The organism is Hymenobacter nivis, from assembly GCF_003149515.1.
GTDB classification, from domain to species: domain Bacteria; phylum Bacteroidota; class Bacteroidia; order Cytophagales; family Hymenobacteraceae; genus Hymenobacter; species Hymenobacter nivis.
Genome location: NZ_CP029145.1, coordinates 1,404,689 through 1,423,112, shown reverse-complemented (window position 1 = coordinate 1,423,112; position 18,424 = coordinate 1,404,689). Strand labels below are relative to the sequence as shown.

Annotated in this window: 13 protein-coding genes; 9 read left to right on the top strand and 4 right to left on the bottom strand. The window is 64.3% G+C overall.

The genetic code is table 11. The features are described from left to right. Positions 1-139: 139 nt before the first annotated feature. From DDQ68_RS06140 to acs, 9 genes are all read left to right on the top strand, one after another. On the top strand, positions 140-562 hold the full coding sequence (locus DDQ68_RS06140; protein WP_109655516.1) for an IS1/IS1595 family N-terminal zinc-binding domain-containing protein: 423 nt from the start codon (positions 140-142) through the stop codon (positions 560-562). A gap of 56 nt (positions 563-618) precedes the next feature. Then, positions 619-1,878, top strand: coding sequence for an MFS transporter (locus DDQ68_RS06135; RefSeq protein ID WP_109655515.1), 1,260 nt, complete (start codon positions 619-621; stop codon positions 1,876-1,878). A gap of 476 nt (positions 1,879-2,354) precedes the next feature. Further along, positions 2,355-3,887, top strand: a complete 1,533-nt coding sequence (locus DDQ68_RS06130; RefSeq protein WP_245897338.1) for a hypothetical protein — start codon at positions 2,355-2,357, stop codon at positions 3,885-3,887. A gap of 96 nt (positions 3,888-3,983) precedes the next feature. Continuing rightward, on the top strand, positions 3,984-5,459 hold the full coding sequence (locus DDQ68_RS06125; RefSeq protein WP_109655514.1) for an MFS transporter: 1,476 nt from the start codon (positions 3,984-3,986) through the stop codon (positions 5,457-5,459). A 109-nt stretch (positions 5,460-5,568) separates the two neighbouring features. Beyond that, positions 5,569-5,793 carry a hypothetical protein gene (locus DDQ68_RS06120; protein WP_109655513.1) on the top strand — a complete coding sequence of 75 codons (225 nt, stop codon included), beginning with the start codon at positions 5,569-5,571 and terminating at the stop codon, positions 5,791-5,793. A 169-nt stretch (positions 5,794-5,962) separates the two neighbouring features. Then, complete coding sequence (locus DDQ68_RS06115) at positions 5,963-8,746, top strand: sensor histidine kinase (protein ID WP_109655512.1); 2,784 nt, start codon at positions 5,963-5,965, stop codon at positions 8,744-8,746. Positions 8,747-8,791: 45 nt separating this feature from the next. Further along, the gene (locus tag DDQ68_RS06110; RefSeq protein WP_109655511.1) at positions 8,792-9,169 is read left to right on the top strand and encodes a response regulator transcription factor; all 378 of its coding nucleotides are present in this window, start codon (positions 8,792-8,794) and stop codon (positions 9,167-9,169) included. A gap of 318 nt (positions 9,170-9,487) precedes the next feature. Then, positions 9,488-11,413, top strand: coding sequence for an AMP-binding protein (locus DDQ68_RS06105; RefSeq protein ID WP_109655510.1), 1,926 nt, complete (start codon positions 9,488-9,490; stop codon positions 11,411-11,413). A 97-nt stretch (positions 11,414-11,510) separates the two neighbouring features. Further along, on the top strand, positions 11,511-13,421 hold the full coding sequence (acs, locus tag DDQ68_RS06100; RefSeq protein WP_109655509.1) for an acetate--CoA ligase: 1,911 nt from the start codon (positions 11,511-11,513) through the stop codon (positions 13,419-13,421). A 161-nt stretch (positions 13,422-13,582) separates the two neighbouring features. Here the strand turns inward: acs and DDQ68_RS06095 are convergent, their stop codons facing one another. From DDQ68_RS06095 to DDQ68_RS06080, 4 genes are read right to left on the bottom strand one after another with little or no spacing between them, the layout of a single operon-like run. Next, positions 13,583-14,821 (bottom strand): hybrid sensor histidine kinase/response regulator, encoded by a 1,239-nt coding sequence (locus tag DDQ68_RS06095; protein ID WP_109655508.1) that lies wholly within the window; start codon positions 14,819-14,821, stop codon positions 13,583-13,585. Positions 14,822-14,824: 3 nt separating this feature from the next. Further along, complete coding sequence (locus tag DDQ68_RS06090) at positions 14,825-15,274, bottom strand: response regulator (RefSeq protein ID WP_109655507.1); 450 nt, start codon at positions 15,272-15,274, stop codon at positions 14,825-14,827. Between the two features lie 3 nt (positions 15,275-15,277). Then, the gene (locus DDQ68_RS06085) at positions 15,278-17,584 is read right to left on the bottom strand and encodes an ATP-binding protein (protein WP_109655506.1); all 2,307 of its coding nucleotides are present in this window, start codon (positions 17,582-17,584) and stop codon (positions 15,278-15,280) included. Beyond that, positions 17,581-18,159 carry a biliverdin-producing heme oxygenase gene (locus tag DDQ68_RS06080; RefSeq protein ID WP_162549890.1) on the bottom strand — a complete coding sequence of 193 codons (579 nt, stop codon included), beginning with the start codon at positions 18,157-18,159 and terminating at the stop codon, positions 17,581-17,583. The genes DDQ68_RS06085 and DDQ68_RS06080 overlap by 4 nt, the downstream gene beginning before the upstream one ends. Positions 18,160-18,424: the final 265 nt, after the last annotated feature.

Below are 18,424 nucleotides of genomic sequence, written 5' to 3'. Positions count from 1 at the left end.
GGGCCCCAAAGCTACCGCGGGCACCGCAGTGCCCGCGGTAGCTTTGGGGCCCGGCCGTCGAACTGTACTTTTAACAAAGGGTTGCCTGTTTGCTAAAAAGCTATAGATTTGGTTTTCGCCGCGCTCGATTTCACCGCCAATGACCACGCCCGTTTGCCCCAAGTGCGACTCGAAGGAAGCCACCAAAAGCGGTGTTGTCAATGAGCGGCAGCGCTTTAAGTGCCGGGCCTGCGGCTACCACTACACCGTGGCCAAGGTGGGCCGCGAGGTGAACCCGTACTACGTGGTGAAGGCGCTGCAGCTCTACATCGAAGGCGTGAGCTACCGCGAAATCGAGCGTCTGCTGGGCGTAAGCCACGTGAGCGTGATGAACTGGGTGAAGAAGTACGGCGTGAAGGCTCCGCGCCAGCCCGACTACCACCCGACCTACAAAATCCTGAACCAGAAGGAGCTGGCCGAATTCTTTCAGAAGCCCGAAAACCTGAAAGGCGCCGGCCTGGTCGTGACCGAGCTGGGCGACAAGTACATGATGATCCGCTGGGAGCGGTTTCGGGCCGGGTAGGGGTGGCTGGCTACCGCACGGCACGCATTTTTTCTTACTTTTTCTGCTCTCTTATTATGCACGCTCTCCAACCCTCGCCTGTGCCAACTGGCCGGCCCGCGGCGGGCTTGCTCAGCGCTGTCGTTATGGTGGCATCGCTGGGCTATTTTGTCGATATCTACGACCTGGTGCTGTTCAGTATCATCCGGGTCAAAAGCCTGAATAGCCTTGGCATAACCGACCCCGCCGCCGTCACCGACCAGGGCCTGTACTTGCTGAGCATGCAGATGTGGGGCATGCTGCTGGGCGGTATTTTGTGGGGCGTGCTGGGCGATAAGCGCGGGCGGCTGTCGGTGCTGTTCGGCTCCATTCTGCTCTATTCGCTGGCCAACATCGCCAACGGCTTTGTGCAGTCCGTGCCGCAGTACGCTTGGCTGCGCCTGATTGCGGGCGTGGGCCTGGCCGGCGAGCTGGGCGCGGGCATCACGCTGGTGGCCGAGAGCCTGCCCAAAGAAAAGCGCGGCTACGGCACGATGATCGTGGCGTCGGTGGGCGTGAGCGGGGCCATGGTGGCCTACCTGGTGGGGCAGCAGTTTGGCTGGCGCAATGCCTACTTCATCGGCGGCGGGCTGGGCCTGGCGCTGCTGGCGCTGCGGGCGGGCGTGTTCGAGTCGGGCATGTTTGAGCAAACCAAGCGCGCCGATGTGGCCCGCGGCAATTTCCTGAGCCTGTTCACCAACGGGCCCCGGTTTTACAAGTATCTGCGCTGCCTGCTGGTGGGGGCCCCGTTTTGGTACCTGGTGGGTATCCTCATCACGCTGGCCCCCGAGTTTGGCCAGCAGTTTCACCTGCAAGGGCCCGTGACGGGCGGCCTGAGCATTTTCTGGTGCTACTTCGGCCTTACCCTTGGCGATGTCACCAGTGGCAGCGTGAGCCAGCTTATCAAGAGCCGCAACCGCACGCTGCAAATCTTTATCCTCTCGTCGGCCGTCACGGTGGCGGCCTATTTGTTTGGCCTGGAGGGGGCCAGCACGTCGGTGTTCTACACGGTGTGCTTTCTGATCGGCTTCACCGGCGGGTTCTGGGCGCTGTTTGTGACGGTGGCGGCCGAGCAGTTTGGTACCAATCTGCGCTCCACGGTGGCCACCACGGCCCCCAATTTTGCGCGTGGGGCCACCGTGCTCATCGCCCCTGCCTACAAGGCGCTCAAGGCCTGCCCGTCGTTGGGCATGGTGGGGGCTGCCGGCCTTATTGGGGCGGTGCTGTTGGGGCTGGCCTTCTTCGGCGCCAGCACCTTGCCCGAAACCTACGCCAAAGACCTGGATTACACAGAATAGCTATTGCTAACGCCGCCCGCTTGCCAGGGGCAGCCTCCGCACGGGGCTGCCCCTTTTCGTTATTCCCATCTGGCTATGAGTATAGTAGGCAAAAGTGGTTTAACGCTAAAATGATATAGATTTGCTCATTTGCTATTGTTGTTCAGGGCGGATTGGCGAAACCATGCCTTGTGCACAATACGGGTGAAAAGGGCTGATTCGGCTTTTTGGTGGGTGCAGTTTCTGGCTACAAATGCAGGGGCAGCAGCTATTGAAAATACGAAGCGCCCCCCCGCTCCGGGCACGGCGGCCCAGCTGCCTTGTGATTTTGAGGCGTATGCCTAGTTAATAATTATTAAAGCTATAGAACGTTAGCAAAACGACTGCACAGGTATACCAACCGGCCGCCCTGTAATGGTACTTAGCCGTGCCAAACTGTGGCAGTGCCCGCTTTGGGGCCCTGCCCATATCCTCTTCCCACCATTCCTTTCTTTTTTATGCAGACTAATCGCTACACACTGGTCCTCACCGGGTTGCTACTGGCCGGTGCTGGGTCGGCGTTTGGGCAGGTAGCGCCGCCAGCCACGGGCACGGCGGCACCGCCCGCCGCGCTGGCTGCGCCGCCCACCCCGGTGGCCCCCGCCAAATCGGCTGCCTACGGGCCGGGCATGAAGATTAACATCTCGCCCGACGGCTCTAAGTACCTGCGCTTTCTGCTCTGGACGCAGGTATACGCCCGTTACAACGAGAATAACACCAACACGTTGCGCGCTCCCAACGAGCCCAAATCGAGCCAGCTGGACTTCGGCATCCGCCGCTCGCGCCTGGTGATACTGGCTCAGCTCAGCCCCCGGTTTCTGGTGTATACGCACCTGGGTATCAACAACCAGAACGCGGTGAGCGGGGGCGTGTCACCGGGGGTAGACGGCAAGAAGCCGCAGCTCTTCATCCACGAAGCCGTGACCGAGTACAAGGTTAACAAGTACCTGAGCCTGGGGGCGGGGCTGCACTACTACAACGGCATCTCGCGCATGACCAATGCCAGCACCACGAGCATCCTGACGATGGACGTGCCGCTGACCAACTTCCCGACCATTGACGCCATCGACCAGTTTGCGCGCTGGATTGGCGTGTATGCCAAGGGCCGCGTCGGCAAGTTCGACTACCGCGTGTCGATGAGCGACCCCTTCCTGACCAACCTGCCTACCAACCCCAACTACGTAGTGGGCGGTGTGCAAACCGGCAACCCCTTGGGCCTGGGCACCACGTTGGCCGGCATCAACACGGGCACCAACGCCGCTCAGTACAACCCCCGGAACGACGGGCACGTGTACCAGGGCTACTTCAGCTACAACTTCCTGGAGCCCGAGGCCAACCTGCTGCCCTACACCCAGGGCACTTACCTGGGCACCAAGCGCGTGCTGAGCATCGGGGCGGGCTTTATGTACAACCAGAACGGCATGTACTCGCGCTCCAGCGGCAGCGCGGTCAACCTGGCCAACCTGGCCCCGGGTACCGACCTCTACGCCGCCGTGCCCACCGAAAAGCACGACATCAAGCTTTTCGGGGCCGATGTTTTTTACGACGCGCCGCTTGATACGGTCAAGCACACCGCCATCACGTTCTACGGCGTGTACTGGAACTACAACTTCGGGCCCAACTACGTGCGCTACGTGGGGGCCGAAAACCCCGGCTACGGTGCCGTGGCCACGCGCGGCAACGCCGTGCCACAATCGGGCACCGGGGGCACTGTGTACGGCCAGCTGGGCTTCCTGATGCCCAAGAACACGCTCGGCAGCAGGGCTCGCCTCCAGCCCTACGTGGCCTACCTGCACAGCAACTACGAAGGCCTGCGCACCTCCGACGGGAACATTAAGGGTGTGAACATCTACGACATAGGTGCTAACGTGCTCCTCGACGGGCACAACGCCAAGGTGACGCTCAACTACCGCGCCCGCCCCGATTTCACCAACGTCAACGATGTGAAGTACCGCCCCGAAGTGACCCTGCAAACGCAGGTATTCTTGTAAAAAGCCCGGAGCCCGGGCTTGGTAACCAGCGCGTAGCAATTACCGGCCCTTCGGTAACCACCCCTCACCACCAGCCATTATCTCCCACCCAACCTCATGGACCAAAGCCTGAATCCCGCCTACGCGGTCGACTTGGATGCGCCGGCGGCGCACGACAACAACCAGGTCGATTCGAAAACCATCTGGCAGGTCATCACGGCCTCGTCGGTGGGCACGGTCATCGAGTGGTACGATTTCTACATCTTTGGCTCGCTGGCGGCTATCATTGGGCCGGTGCTGTTCGGGCACGCGGGCAAGATTGAGGATTCCCTGCTGGGGGCCTTGGCCGTGTTTGGGGCGGGCTTCGTAGTGCGGCCGTTCGGGGCTGTGTTTTTTGGCCGCCTCGGCGACATGATCGGGCGTAAGTACACGTTTCTGGTCACGCTGCTGATCATGGGCGGGGCCACGTTCGTCACGGGCCTCATTCCGAGCTACGACACCATCGGCGTCGCGGCCCCCATCATCGTCGTAGTTCTGCGCTTGTTGCAGGGCCTGGCCCTGGGCGGCGAGTACGGCGGCGCCGCCACCTACGTGGCCGAGTACGCCCCCGACAAGAAGCGCGGCTACTACACCAGCTTCATCCAGATTACGGCCACCGGGGGCCTCATCCTCAGCATTCTGGTGATTGTGATTACCCGCAAAACGATGGGCGAGGCGGCCTTCAAGGAGTGGGGCTGGCGCCTGCCGTTCCTGCTCTCGGGCTTCCTGGTCATTGCCTCGTACTACATCCGCAAGAAGCTGCACGAGTCGCCGCTGTTTGCCAAGGCCAAGGCCACCGGCACCACCAGCAAAAGCCCGCTGCGCGACTCGTTTGTGAACCCCGTGAATCGCCGGCTGGTGCTCATCGCCCTGTTCGGCGTCACGATGGGCCAGGGCGTAATTTTCTACACCTCGCAGTTTCAGGCGTATTCCTTCATGAACAGCACCCTGAAGCTTGACATCATCGACTCCAGCACGATTCTGGTGGTTGCGATGGTGCTGGCCACGCCCCTGTTCATCTACTTCGGCTCGCTCTCCGACCGCATCGGCCGCAAGCGCATCATCATGACGGGCATGATTTGCGGGGCCCTGTTCACCATTCCGCTTTTCTACGGCATCAAGGCCTATGCCGGGCCCCTGACGGAAATTACGCCCGCCACCGTGGACGCCGCCGGCCAGGCCGTGCCCGCCGTGATGAAGGCCCTGGCTCCCAACGTGTTCATGATGACGGTGCTCACCTTCCTGCTGGTATTTTTCGTGACGATGGTGTACGGCCCCATCGCCGCCTACCTCGTCGAACTGTTCCCGACCAGCGTGCGCTACACCTCGCTTTCGGTGCCCTACCACATCGGCAACGGCGTGTTTGGCGGATTTGTGCCGCTCATTGCCACGTCCATCGGCGTGTGGGCCGCCAAGCAGCCGGCGGGCACCTTCTCCAAAGAGCATAGCAGCTTGCTCGGCCTCGTGTACCCGGTCGTTATTGCCCTCATCTGCTTCTTCGTGGGCATGGCCCTGATGAAGGACACGCGCAACGTGAAGCTGATGGACAAGTAATTCCCGGTTTGCCTGGCCAGTAGCCATCCAGAATCCGCCGGGCCCCGCGTCCGGCGGATTTTTTGTTTGCCCAGGGGGCCCCAAAACGTCTTTTCTTCGTTTACTTCTCATGTCCCAACTGCCCCCCGACGAAGAGGCCGAGCAGCGCCGCGGCCAGCGCCTGCTGTTCGTGGCTGTGCTGTTCGGCGCGCTGCTGAATTTCCCTCTGCTGGCCGTGTTCGACCGCGACGGCCGCGTGGCCGGCGTGCCCGTGCTCTACCTCTACGTGCTGCTTACGTGGGTGCTGGTGGTGGCCACAACGGGGTATTTGGTGCGAAAATCAATTAACAATTAACATTTGTCATTTAACAGTCGAACGACCCGCCGATGTACCTTCTGGCTGAATGATGGGGGTTTCCATATTAAAATTTCACGCAGTGTTTCGCAGTGCTTTAGATAGAACGACACCCCAAAACACCGCGTGAAGTTTCGAGGCAAACGCCTTGTTAAATGATAACTGTTAAATGAACAGGCTGCTCGTCATTGGCTTTTCGTTCGGCTACCTGGCCCTGCTCTTCGGGGTGGCCTACGCGGCGGAGCGCCGGTCGGCGGCGCGCAAAAGCCTGGTGGCCAACCCCTACGTGTACGCCCTGAGCATGGCCGTGTACTGCACGGCCTGGACGTACTACGGCTCGGTGGGGCGGGCGGCGCACGCGGGGCTCAGCTTTGTGGGCATTTATGTGGGGCCCACGCTGCTGGCGCCGGTGTGGTGGCTGGTGCTGCGCAAAATCATCCGGGTGTGCCGGCAGCAGCGCCTCACGTCCATTGCTGACTTCATTTCGGCCCGCTACGGCAAAAACGCCGCCCTGGGGGCCCTGGTCACGGCGGTGTGCGTGCTGGGGGTGGTGCCCTACATCGCGCTGCAAATCAAGGGTATTGCCGCTTCGTTTGTGGTGCTGACGGGGAGCGGGGTGGGGGGCGCGGCCACCACGGCCCTCTACACCACGGGGGCCCTGGCGGTGTTCACCATCCTGTTTGGGGTGCGCTCGGTGGAGGCCACCGAGCGCCACGAGGGCATGGTGCTGGCCGTGGCCCTGGAAAGCCTCGTCAAGCTACTGGCCTTCCTGCTGATGGGCGGCTTCGTCACGTTCCGACTGTTCCACGGCTTCGGCGACGTGTTTGACCAAGCCGCGGCGGTGCCGGCGCTGCGGCAGCTCTTCACGCTGCGTGGGGCCGGCACGGGCGCCGCCGAATGGGGCACGCTGCTGGTGCTGGGCATGTCGGCGGTGCTGCTGCTGCCGCGCCAGTTCCAGGTGGCGGTGGTAGAGAACGTGGACGAGGACCACCTGCGCAAGGCCATGTGGCTGTTCCCGCTCTACCTCATCGTCATCAACCTGTTTGTGCTACCGGTGGCCTTCGGCGGGATGCTGCGCCTGGGCGGGCGGGGCTTCGACGCCGACACCTTTGTGCTGGCCCTGCCGCTGGCTACCGGCCACCCGTGGCTGGCGCTGCTCACCTACCTGGGGGGCCTGTCGGCGGCTAGCGGCATGATCATCGTCGAGACCATTGCCCTGAGCGTGATGATTAGCAACCACTTGCTGATGCCGCTGCTGGTGCGCGTGCCGGCCGCCGGCCCCGCTCGCCAAACCCGCTGGTTTGCTTACCTGGGCCGCGTGGCCCTCGAAAGCCGCCGCCTGGCCGTGGTGCTGGTGCTGCTGCTGGCCTACGCCTACTACGCCGAAGTGGGCCGCCAGCTGTCGCTGGTGAACACCGGCTTAGTGTCGTTTGCCGCCGTGGCGCAGTTTGTGCCCGCCGTGCTGGGGGCCCTGTACTGGAAGGGTGGCACCCGGCGCGGGGCTACGGCGGGCCTGCTGGCGGGCTTCGCGGTGTGGTTTTTTACGTTGGTGCTGCCCACGCTGGTGGGCCCCGGGCGGCTGCCGGCCAGCGTGCTCAGCGCGGGCGTGGGCGGCTTGGCTTGGCTGCGGCCCGAAGCCCTGTTCGGCCTCGACGGGCTCGACCCGCTTTCGCACGGGCTGTTCTGGAGCTGGTTTCTCAACATTGGGCTTTATGTGGGCCTCTCGCTGGCGAAGGCGCCCACGGCCCTGGAGCGCCGGCAGGCCGACGTGTTCGTGGACGTGTTCCGGCGCCGCAGCCTGGCCGAGGAGGTGGCCGGCTGGCAGGGCCGCACCCCGCTGCCCGACGTGCGGGCCCTGCTGCTGGGCTTCCTGGGCAAGCGCCGCACCAACCAGGCCCTGGGCGCCTTCGCCGTGCGCTTCCCCGACGCGCTGCCCACGCCCGCTTCGGTTCCCGTGCGCTCGGGGCCGCGGCCCGAGCCTCACTCGTTCGTTTCTGCCGACCCGCGCCTGCTCACCTACGCCGAAAAGCTGCTGGCCGGCACCCTGGGCCCCGCCTCGGCGCGGCTGCTGCTGGCCTCGGTGGCGGGCGCCGAAGAAATCAGCTACGACAACATAGTGGGCATCCTCAAGGAGAGCCAGCAGCTACTGGAGGCTAACCGCCAGCTCCAGAAGCAGAGCCGCCAGCTCCAGCGCCTTACCGACGAGCTGCGCCAGGCCTACGACCAGCTCCAGGCCCTCGACCAGCAGAAGGACGAGTTCCTTTACACTGTGACGCACGAGCTGCGCACGCCACTCACCAGCATCCGGGCCCTGGCCGAGATTCTGGCCGACAACCCCGACCTGGACGTGGTCGAGCGCGAAAACTTCCAGCTCACCATCAGCCGCGAGGCCGAACGCCTCACCCGGCTCATTTCCCTGGTGCTCGACCTGGAAAAGTACGAGAGCGGCCAGGCCACCCTGGCGCGGGCCCCTGTGGTGCTGGCCGAGGTGGTGGCCGCCGCCGTGGCCGCCGTGGGGCCCCTGGCCCGCGCCCGCGGCATCGAGCTGCGCGTGGACGTGCCCGCTACCTTGCCCGCCCTGCCCGCCGACCGCGACCGGCTGATGCAGGTGCTCATCAACCTGCTCTCGAACGCCGTGAAGGCCTGCCCGCCTGGCGGCCGGGGCCGCATCGCAGTGCTGGCCTGGCCCGCCGCCGACGCCGTGCTGCTGTGCGTGGAAGACAACGGCAAGGGCATCTCGCCCGCCGAGCACCACCTCATCTTCGACAAGTTTTTCCAGGCCCGGCACCAGGCCCTGCGTAAGCCCGAGGGCTCGGGCCTGGGCCTGGCCATTACCCGCCGCATCGTGGAGCTGCACCAGGGCCGCATCTGGGTCGAAAGCGCCCTGGAGCACGGGGCCCGCTTCTTCGTCGAGCTGCCGCTTTCGGTTAAGCTTTTAGCTGATGGCGCTTAGTCGTTAGCACCGTTCATTTCCCTGCCAAGTTACTGGCTAACAGTTATGAAAACGCCCCACATCCTCATCGTCGACGACGAGCCCAATATCGTCATGTCGCTCGAATTTTTGATGCGCAAGAACGGCTACCGGGTGGGCATTGCCCGCAATGGCACCGAAGCGCTGGCCGCCATCGCCGAAACGCCTTTCGACCTGGTGCTACTCGACGTAATGATGCCCGACGTGGACGGCTACCAGGTGTGCCAGCAGCTGCGCCAGCGCCCCGACCGTGCCGCCACCAAGGTCGTGTTCCTCTCGGCCAAAAGCCGCGATGCCGACGTGCAAAAAGGCTACGACGTGGGGGCGGATTTGTACGTGCCCAAGCCCTTCAGCACCCGCCAGCTGATGGAAAAAGTGCGGGAGCTGCTGGCTAACGGCATTTAGCTTTTGGCCACGGGCCGTGGGCTTTTGAAGACCGCCCTGGGGGGTTTGCCCCTTGGATGTCAGCTTTTCGCTGTTGACTTATGGGTTTTGCCCGCTGGCCTTTAGCTTTTTATTGCTGGCTCATAGGTTCTGCTCATTGACTTATGGATTTTCATTATCGACTTGCGGGTTCTGCTCGTCGGCACCTGGCTTTTGCATTTTGACCGATACCCCCAGCTGCGGCCCAGCGGCCATTTACCCCCGCGTGCTGATCTGTAGCGGCCCATTACCTAAAGGCTAGCCCCCTAACCTCACCCTTCCCCCCATTCCCACCCGCCGATGAAACCTGTCTGCTCCTACGCCGCTACCCACGCCACCAGCCTAGCCGACCCCGCCGGGTTTTGGCTGGCCCAGGCCCGCCACCTGGCCTGGCACCGCCCGCCCACCGGGGCCCTGAGCCAGGACGAAGCCAACGGGGCTCACCGCTGGTTTGCTGACGGCACCCTGAATACGTCGTATCTCTGCCTCGATCACCACGTAGCGCAGGGGCGGGGGCCCCAGGCTGCGTTGATTTTTGACTCGCCGGTGACGCAAACTCTTAGCACCTATACCTATGCGCAGTTGCTGAATCTGACGGCCCGTTTCGCTGGGGGGCTGCGTAAATTGGGCGTCGAAATGGGTGATCGGGTCATCATCTACATGCCTAACTTGCCCGAGGCCGTCATCGCCATGCTGGCCTGCGCCCGGCTGGGGGCCATCCACTCGGTGGTGTTTGGGGGCTTCGCGCCACACGAGCTGGCGGTGCGCATTGACGACGCTCAACCCAAGATCATCGTTTGCGCCTCGGGCGGGATGGAATTCGACCGCATCATTCCCTACAAGCCGCTGGTGGACGAAGCCATCGAAAAAGCGAAGCACAAGCCCGCCCATGTAGTGGTTCATCAGCGTCGCTTTGTAACTGCTGAAATGCAATCTGGTAGGGACATCGAATTTTTTAAAATGTATTGGAACGAGCCCGTGCCAGCCGTGCCCGTGCCGGCCACGCACCCGCTCTACATCCTCTACACCAGCGGCACCACCGGGCGGCCCAAGGGCGTAGTGCGCGACCACGGCGGCCACGCCGTGGCTCTGCGCTTCAGCATGGAGGCCATTTACGATTTGGACCCCGGCGACGTCATTTTTACCGGCTCCGACATTGGGTGGGCCGTGGGCAGCAGCTACATCGTGTACGGGCCCTTGCTGCGGGGCTGCACGTCGGTGCTATTCGAGGGCAAGCCCGTGCGCACCCCCGACGCCGGCACGTTCTGGCGCCTGGTGGCGCAGCACCGCGTCAACGTGCTCTTCACGGCCCCCACGGCCATCCGGGCCATCAAAAAAGAAGACCCCGAGGGCCTGCTGGCTAAAAACTACGACCTCCGCAGCCTGCGCCACCTGTTCCTGGCCGGCGAGCGCTGCGACCCCGCCACCTTTGCCTGGTCCCAGCAGGTGCTGGGCGTGCCCGTGGTGGACCACTGGTGGCAAACCGAGTCGGGCTGGCCCATGCTGGCCACGCTGGTGGGCCTGGCCGCAATGGGGCCCCCGCGCGCCGGCAGCGCCGGGTTCCCGGTGCCGGGCTTCGATGTGCAGGTGCTCGACGAGGCTGGCCAACCGGTGCCTGCTGGCACCACCGGCCTGGTTGCCGTGCGCCTGCCGCTGCCTCCGGGCTGCTTTCCGGCTCTGTGGCAGGATGAGGCCCGCTACCGCGCCTACCACGACGTGTTTCCGGGCTACTACCTGAGCGGCGACGGCGGCTACCGCGACGCCGACGGCTACTGCTACATCATGGGCCGCACCGACGACGTGATTAATGTGGCCGGCCACCGCCTGAGCACCGGCGAGATGGAGGAAATATTGGCCGCCCACCCCGCCGTGGCCGAGTGCGCCGTGCTGGGCATTGCCGATGCCCTGCGCGGCCAGGTGCCGGTGGGCCTGGTGGTGCTGAAGGACGGCCAAACGGTGGGCGAGGGCCCCTTGGAGCGCGAGCTAGTGGCGGCGGTGCGCGCCCGCATTGGGGCCCTGGCCTGCTTTCGCCAAGTGCTGGTGGTGCAGCGCCTGCCCAAAACCCGCTCCGGTAAAATCCTCCGCAAAACCCTGCGCCAGCTCGCCGACGGCGAAGCTTTTGCCCTGCCCGCTACCATCGACGACCCGCGCATCCTCGACGAAATCCGCGCCGACTTGCAGCGGCGCGGCGTGGGCCAGGCCTTCGAACCCGGCCCGCCGGCCTAGCTTGCCGCCCCTGGGGCCCGGTGCGCTGCGCCGGGGCCCCAGGGGCGGGCCGCGCCGCTTACTTGTTTTCTGTTATTCTCACTTCCTAATATTCCCCATGCACACTCGCATCCGCACCCTCGAAGAGTACCACGCCGACTACCAGCAGTCCATCGAAGACCCCGACGCCTTCTGGGCCGAAGCCGCCGAGGCCTTCACTTGGCGTAAAAAGTGGAATACCGTGCGCGGCGGCGACTTTTCGCCAGCCGGCGAAAGTACCTGGTACGCCGGGGCTACCCTCAACATCACCGAAAACTGCCTTGACCGCCACCTCGCCCAGCGTGCCAACAAGCTGGCCATCGTCTTCGAGCCCAACGACCCCAAAACCCGGCACCTGCGCCTCACCTACCGCGAGCTGCACCAGCGAGTGTGCCAGTTTGCCAACGTCCTCAAGCAAAACGGCGTGCAGAAGGGCGACCGTGTGGTCCTCTACCTGCCTATGATCCCGGCCCTGGCCATTGCCGTGCTGGCCTGCGCCCGCATCGGGGCGGTTCACGGGGTCATTTTTGCCGGCTTCTCGGCCACCGCCGTCGCCGACCGCATCAACGATGCTGATGCCGCCTTCGTCCTCACTGCCGACGGCCTCGACCGGGGCGCAAAGCAAATCCCGGTGAAGAGCGTGGTCGATAAGGCGCTGGAACACTGCCCCAGCGTGCGCCGCGTCATTGTGGTAGAGCACACCGGCTGGCCCGTTGAGTTGAAAGAGGGCCGCGACGTATGGTATCACGACGAAGTAAAAAGCGTATCCAACGACTGCCCCGCCGAAGAAATGGCCGCCGAGGACCCGCTCTTCATCCTTTACACCAGCGGCAGTACCGGCAAGCCCAAGGGCGTGGTGCACACCCAGGCCGGCTACATGGTCTGGGCCGATTATACGTTTCGTAACGTCTTTCAGGTCGAGGAAAACGACATGCATTGGTGCACCGCCGACATCGGCTGGGTCACGGGCCACACCTACGGGCTGTACGGGCCGCTGCTGGCCGGCAGCACCACGCTTTTGTTCGAGGGCGTGCCTACGTTCCCGTCGCCGGGCCGCTTCTGGGAGGTGATTGATAAGCACCACGTCACCATTTTTTACACCGCGCCCACCGCCATCCGTAGCCTCATGGCCACGCCGATTGACCACGTGCTGGCCTACTCGCTCAGCAGCTTGCGCGTACTGGGCTCGGTGGGCGAGCCCATCAATGAAGAGGCTTGGCATTGGTACGACCAGCACGTGGGCAAGGGTCGCTGCCCCATCGTGGACACGTGGTGGCAGACCGAAACCGGCGGCATCATGATTTCGGCCCTGGCCGGCATCACGCCCAGCGTGCCCGCCCGCGCCGGCCTGCCGCTGCCCGGCGTGCAGCCCGTGCTGCTGAACCAGGACGGCTCCGAAATCGAAGGCAACGACCAGGAGGGCTACCTGGTCATCAAGGGCAGCTGGCCGGGTGTAATCCGCACCACCTGGGGCGACCACGAGCGCGCCCGCCAGACCTACTTCGCGCCCTACCCGGGCTACTACTTCACCGGCGACGGGGCCCGGCGCGACGAAAAGGGCCTCTACCGCATCATTGGCCGCGTCGATGACGTGATTAACGTGAGTGGCCACCGCTTCGGCACGGCTGAAATTGAGAACGCCATCAACCAGAGCGACTACGTGGTGGAAAGCGCCGTGGTGGGCTACCCGCACGACGTGAAGGGCCAGGGTATCTACGCCTACGTCATCTGCCAGCACGGCGTGCCCACCACCGACCTCGACCTGCAAATGGCCGAAGCCAGCATCATCGAGGCCGTGGTGGCCGAAATTGGCCGCATCGCCAAGCCCGACAAGATTCAATTCGTGAGCGGCCTGCCTAAAACCCGCTCCGGCAAAATCATGCGCCGCATTCTGCGCAAAGTGGCAGAGGGCGAAACCACCAATCTCGGCGACGTTACCACGCTGCTCGATCCGCTGGTGGTGGAGGAAATATTGGCCGGCCGCAAGTAAGAGGGCCCTGGGCTGATGTCTTAGAGTTGTTTACGAATAAAAAACTGCGTAAAAAAGAACGTCCTGCTTTCCTTATAATCAGGAATAACTGCCTTTTAGAACGCCCTGCCGGCTCCGCGCCAGCAGGGCGCTTCTGCGCCCGTTGAGGGCCCCTGGCCGGGCTACGCCGGGCCCTGCAAGTACAGCCGGAACGTAGTGCCCTGGCCTTCCTGGCTGGTGACTTCGATGTGGCCGCCCTGGGCCTGCACCAGGCGGTTGACCAGGAACAGGCCCACGCCGGTGCCGGGGGCCGAGTGGGGGTGGAAGCGGTGGAAGAGCTGGAACAGCTCGGCGCCGTGGCGCGCCAGATCGATGCCTAGGCCATTGTCCTGCACTTCCAGCACGGGCTGGCCGGCGGCCCATGCCGTGCGCAGCCACACCTGCGGGGCCCGGCCGGGGTGGCAGTACTTTAAGGCATTGCCCAGCAGGTTGAGCAGGATGGTACGCAGGGTGCTGCGCACGTAGGGCAGCCCGGGCAGGGCCCCAAAATCGGTGTGCACCCGGGCTTGCAACGCCTGCACCTGGGGCCCCAGGGCAGCCACCACCTCGGCCACCAGCTCGGCCAAGGCCACCGGCTCGGGAACCGGTCCGCCGAGCGTGCGCTCGGCCTGCACGGTAGCCGCCAGGTCGGTGATGGTGGCGTGCAGGTCGAGCAGCGAGGCATCGACCAGGCGCAGCACTTCGGTTTCTTCGGGGTCGTGGAAGGTGGCGCTGCGGCGCAGCTCGTCGAAGAGGCCGCGCAGGTTGTTCACCGGCTGCTTGAGGTCGTGCGAGGCCGCGTACACGAAGTTGTCGAGGTCGCGGTTGGAGCGGGCCAGCTCAACGTTGGTGGCGGCCAGCTCGACGTTAGCGGCCACGAACTGGGCATTTTTGAGGATGATTTCCTGGCGCGTTTCTATCAGCGCGTCCAGTGATTCGCGCAGCTGCTGGTTCACGGCGCGCACCTCGTTGTGGTAGCGGGCCTCATACTGCCGCCACTCATTCTTCTCAATGGCGTGCAACACCGTTTTGTACAGCAGCGCGGCGTCGAACTGCTGCTTCACCAGGTAGTCGAGGGCCCCGTTGTTGAGGGCGCGCACGGCCAGCGCTTCGTTGCCGCCGCCCGTCACTATCACCACGCACAGGCTTTTGGGCGGAGCCAGCAGCAGCAGCTCGGCCAGTACGTCGAGGCCGTCGGCGTCGGGTAGTTTGTAGTCGAGCAGCACGCAGTCGGGCCGGTGTACCAGAAACTGGCTCCTGGCCTCTTCGCCTGTGGCTGCTTCGATAAACTCGAGCCGCTCGTGCCCCATGTGCTGGCTTAGGTAGCGCTTATAGAGCGCCTGGTCCTGCTTATCGTCTTCAACGAGGAGAATTTTCTTCACGGGTCAAACTTGCAACGCCTGCGGCAACTCCGCGGCTCTGAGCCAGTACTTGATGGTGACCCCGATTTTTTCTTCCATGGCCCCGTACTGGATGGTCTTGGTCAGGTAGCTGTTGGCCCCCAGTTGGTAGCAGGTGTCAATATCGCTCGCGCTGCTGGAGGTGCTGAACACGATGATTGGGATGGAGCGCAGCCGCGGGTCGTTCTTTACCATTTCCAGCACGGCCCGGCCGTCGGTGCCGGGCAGGTTCAGGTCGAGCAGCACAATCGCGGGCAGCACCTGGGGCCAGCCCGCGGCCTGGCCGTAGCCTTGCAGGTACTCCAGGGCCTGGTCGCCGTCTTCGCAGCGCAGCACCGGGTTTTGCAGCGCGTGCTTGCGGAAGGCCCGGTTCAGGGCCGTAAAATCCTCGGCGTTATCTTCCACCACGAGCACCGGTTTTAGAGCGTTATACATCACTTAAATAGTCTTTGGAAGGGTAAAGTAGAACGTAGCGCCATAGCCGAGGGCCGATTCCACCCACAGTTGGCCGCCGTGCTTTTCGACCATTTTTTTAGCAATGGCCAAGCCCGCGCCCGTGCCCCCGCCGTATTTTTCCTGGCCGTGCAGGCGCTTGAAGAGCTTAAAGATATTGCCGTGGTGCTTAGCATCGATGCCAATGCCGTTGTCGCGTACGTAAAACAAAAAATATTGACCGAGGTCAACGGCCGCCGCGGGGCCGCCGGGCGCGGCGGGGCCCTGGCCCACGGTTATGGTTTTGGTGGGCCGGTCGTTGTACTTCATGGCGTTGCTCAGTAGGTTGCTGAACACCTCCAGCAGCCGCACCCGGTCGCCGCGCACGGTGGGCCACGGGGCCCCGGCCACCACCAGCTGGGTGTCGGTTTGCTCGAAGCGTGGGCGCAGCAGGTCGGCGGCTTCGGCCAGTACCTCGTTGGCGTCCACGTCCATCACTACCAGGTCGGTGTGGCCCACCCGCGAGAGCTGGAGCAGCGACTCAATCAGGCCCTCCATGCGATGGCTCAGGCGTACCAACGTCTGGAGCTTTTGCACGCCGTCGGCGTCGAGCTGCGCGGCGTAGTCTTCTAGCAAAAACAGCGAATAGTTGTGGATGCCCCGCAGCGGCTCCTTGAGGTCGTGCGAGGCCACGTAGGCAAACGAATCCAGCTCGTCGTTGCTGCGCTCCAGGGCCGTGTTGAGCGCGCTCAAGCTCAGGGTGCGGGCCTGCAGCTCGTTGAAAGCCTTGAGCTGCAGATCGGTCACGTGCTGGCGGATTTCGTGGGCTGCGGCCAGCTCCAGGGGCTGCCAGGGCGCGGCAGTATACTCCACCAGCTGCTTCCAGGCCTCGAACGACTGGCGTGGGGACAGGAAAATCTGCCCATCGGCCAGTAGCTGGGGCTTGTCGTTCTGGCCGGCCCAGGTTACGGTTTGCACTACCTCGGGCCGGAACCAGAGCAGGTAGTGGCCGGGCGCGTCGGCCAGGGCCGCGGCGATAAGGCCGCTGGCTGTGGCCCGCAGCGCCGGCCCTCCCGTCGGGTAGTGGGCGGCCAGCGAGTCGGTGTGGAACAGGGGCCCCGGGGCGTTTTCCGAGAGCCAGGCCAACAGCTTGCGCACCTGCGCTTCAGTGGGCGTATCACCCAGTAACTGCACCTCGCCGCCGAAGCATACGGCCGCTCCGCCGCAGCCGAACACCTCCTGGATGGTGGGGCCCGGCTGGGCCAGGGCCTCCACAAAATCGTCGGCCCGGCTCACGCGCTCCAGCAGCTGCGCCAGCCGCTCGCGCACGTGCAGCTGGTCGGCGCGCTGGTCGGCGCGCACCTTGCCGGCAATCAGGGCCGAGAACGTTTTGCCGATGAACTGGCACAGCTCGCGCAACTCGAAGCCCACGAGCCGGGGCGTGCGGTGGTGGCACGTTATCATGCCCCACAGCTGGCCTTCGTCGATGAGCGAAATCGTCAGGGTGGCCGCCGAGCCCATGTGGTGCAGGTATTCGAGGTGGATGGGCGACACGCTGCGCAGCACGGCGTAGGTCATGTCGGGCGGCCGGCCGGTGGCGGGGCGGAGGCCGGGCACCAGTGGCACCGGCTGGTATGCCGCATCGGGGATGAAGCGGAGCCAGTTTTTGAGGTACATGGCCCGCGCCTGCTGCGGAATGTCGGACGCTGGGTAGTGCAGGCCCAGCCAGGGGGGCAGGTCGGGGGCGGTGGCCTCGGCAATGATTTCGCCGCTCTCGTCGGGCGCAAACCGGTAGATGGCCACCCGGTCGAAGCCCGTGATGGCGCGCACCTGCTCCGCGGCATGCTGGCAAAAATCGAGTACCGTGGGCGCGGCCAGCATCTGGCCCAGGGCCGCGTTCAGGAAGGCCAGGTCGAGGGGCGCAGCGTCGGTTTCGACCACCGGCTCAAACTCCACCCACAGCAGCTCGTCGTAGCGGTGCATAATGAGCTTGTAGTACGGCTGGCCGGCCACCGTTTCCAGCCGGGCCCCCAGCAGCTGGGCCGTTTCGGTGAGCGTGGCCAGGCAGCCCGCCACCTCGGCTAGCCGGGCGGGGCCCAGCAGCTGGCCCAGGCCGCCGCCCAGCAGGTCTTCGGCGGCTAGGCCCACCAGGGCCTCGGTATTGGCGCTGGCCTGCACAATTAGCTGGGTGGCGGGGTCGAGGCACAGCAAAAAGCCGTAGGGCTGGATGGCCCCGGGAATATGAATCGGCTCCCGGTCGCAGTTGGTGAGGGTGACGGGGGTGGTTATCAAGTCGTTGTCGGTCAAGTTCATGGTTGATTCAGCCAGGCGTCGAGGTGGTGAAAGGCGCGGCTGGCGGCGGCCACCACGTCGTCGGGGCCCGCGGCCGGGGCAGCCTCGGCCAGCTGCTGGCAAAAGGATTTCCACAGGGGCCCCGTGCGCGCGCCATGGCCCGTGAAGTAATGGCGCAACGGGATGCCGGCCGTGGCCAGCTGCCGCGCAATGACCTGCCCGCCCAGCGTCGAGCCCTCCATGACGTACATGGTGCCCAGCAGCTGGGCGCGGGTGCGCAGCGGCGGCATGGCCGGGCACAGCGGCGGGGTAGGGGCCCCGGGCGTCTCCGGCAAATCTTCCAAGATGAGGTGGGCACGGAACCGCTCGGCCAGGTCCCAGGCCGGTGAAAAGTCGGCCGCGTGGGCGCGCAGGGTCGTTTCGTAGGGCTGCAAGAAGCCGTACATCCTGGCCAGGAACTGCGCCGTGCCGGCCGCTGTGGGCGCGCCCGCCGCCAGGGCCCGGTTGAAGGCCTGCTGCTCCAGGGCGTCGTGGTAGGGGCGGGTTTCGTGGCGCAGCCGCAGCATGATGGCCGGTGTTTCGGAGGGAGTGGACAAGACGAGCGTTTGGGAAGGCGGAGGGAGTGAGGCTGCAAAGAACGGTTCGTGCGCCCGCAACCGCGCCGGCCCCCCATCTAACCGTTCGGCTGCCGCAATTGATTACCGGCTATTAGCCCCGGGCAAATGCGAATAATCTCGGGACTCAAAAGCCTCGGTCTGGCGCCAGCATAACGGCAGCGTAAGCGTAATATGAAGTTCATGTATTCCGAATTAACTTCTTAATGAAGAGATTTAAACTTTATCAACTATCATAAAGGCTGCT

What these genes read in the sequence shown, in the direction of transcription:
- acs (WP_109655509.1), top strand. Translation starts at nt 11,511, where the DNA reads ATGCACACTCGCATCCGCACCCTCGAAGAGTACCACGCCGACTACCAG.
- DDQ68_RS06090 (WP_109655507.1), bottom strand. Translation starts at nt 15,274, where the DNA reads ATGTATAACGCTCTAAAACCGGTGCTCGTGGTGGAAGATAACGCCGAG.
- DDQ68_RS06120 (WP_109655513.1), top strand. Translation starts at nt 5,569, where the DNA reads ATGTCCCAACTGCCCCCCGACGAAGAGGCCGAGCAGCGCCGCGGCCAG.
- DDQ68_RS06140 (WP_109655516.1), top strand. Translation starts at nt 140, where the DNA reads ATGACCACGCCCGTTTGCCCCAAGTGCGACTCGAAGGAAGCCACCAAA.
- DDQ68_RS06085 (WP_109655506.1), bottom strand. Translation starts at nt 17,584, where the DNA reads ATGAACTTGACCGACAACGACTTGATAACCACCCCCGTCACCCTCACC.
- DDQ68_RS06135 (WP_109655515.1), top strand. Translation starts at nt 619, where the DNA reads ATGCACGCTCTCCAACCCTCGCCTGTGCCAACTGGCCGGCCCGCGGCG.
- DDQ68_RS06115 (WP_109655512.1), top strand. Translation starts at nt 5,963, where the DNA reads ATGAACAGGCTGCTCGTCATTGGCTTTTCGTTCGGCTACCTGGCCCTG.
- DDQ68_RS06130 (WP_245897338.1), top strand. Translation starts at nt 2,355, where the DNA reads ATGCAGACTAATCGCTACACACTGGTCCTCACCGGGTTGCTACTGGCC.
- DDQ68_RS06125 (WP_109655514.1), top strand. Translation starts at nt 3,984, where the DNA reads ATGGACCAAAGCCTGAATCCCGCCTACGCGGTCGACTTGGATGCGCCG.
- DDQ68_RS06105 (WP_109655510.1), top strand. Translation starts at nt 9,488, where the DNA reads ATGAAACCTGTCTGCTCCTACGCCGCTACCCACGCCACCAGCCTAGCC.
- DDQ68_RS06110 (WP_109655511.1), top strand. Translation starts at nt 8,792, where the DNA reads ATGAAAACGCCCCACATCCTCATCGTCGACGACGAGCCCAATATCGTC.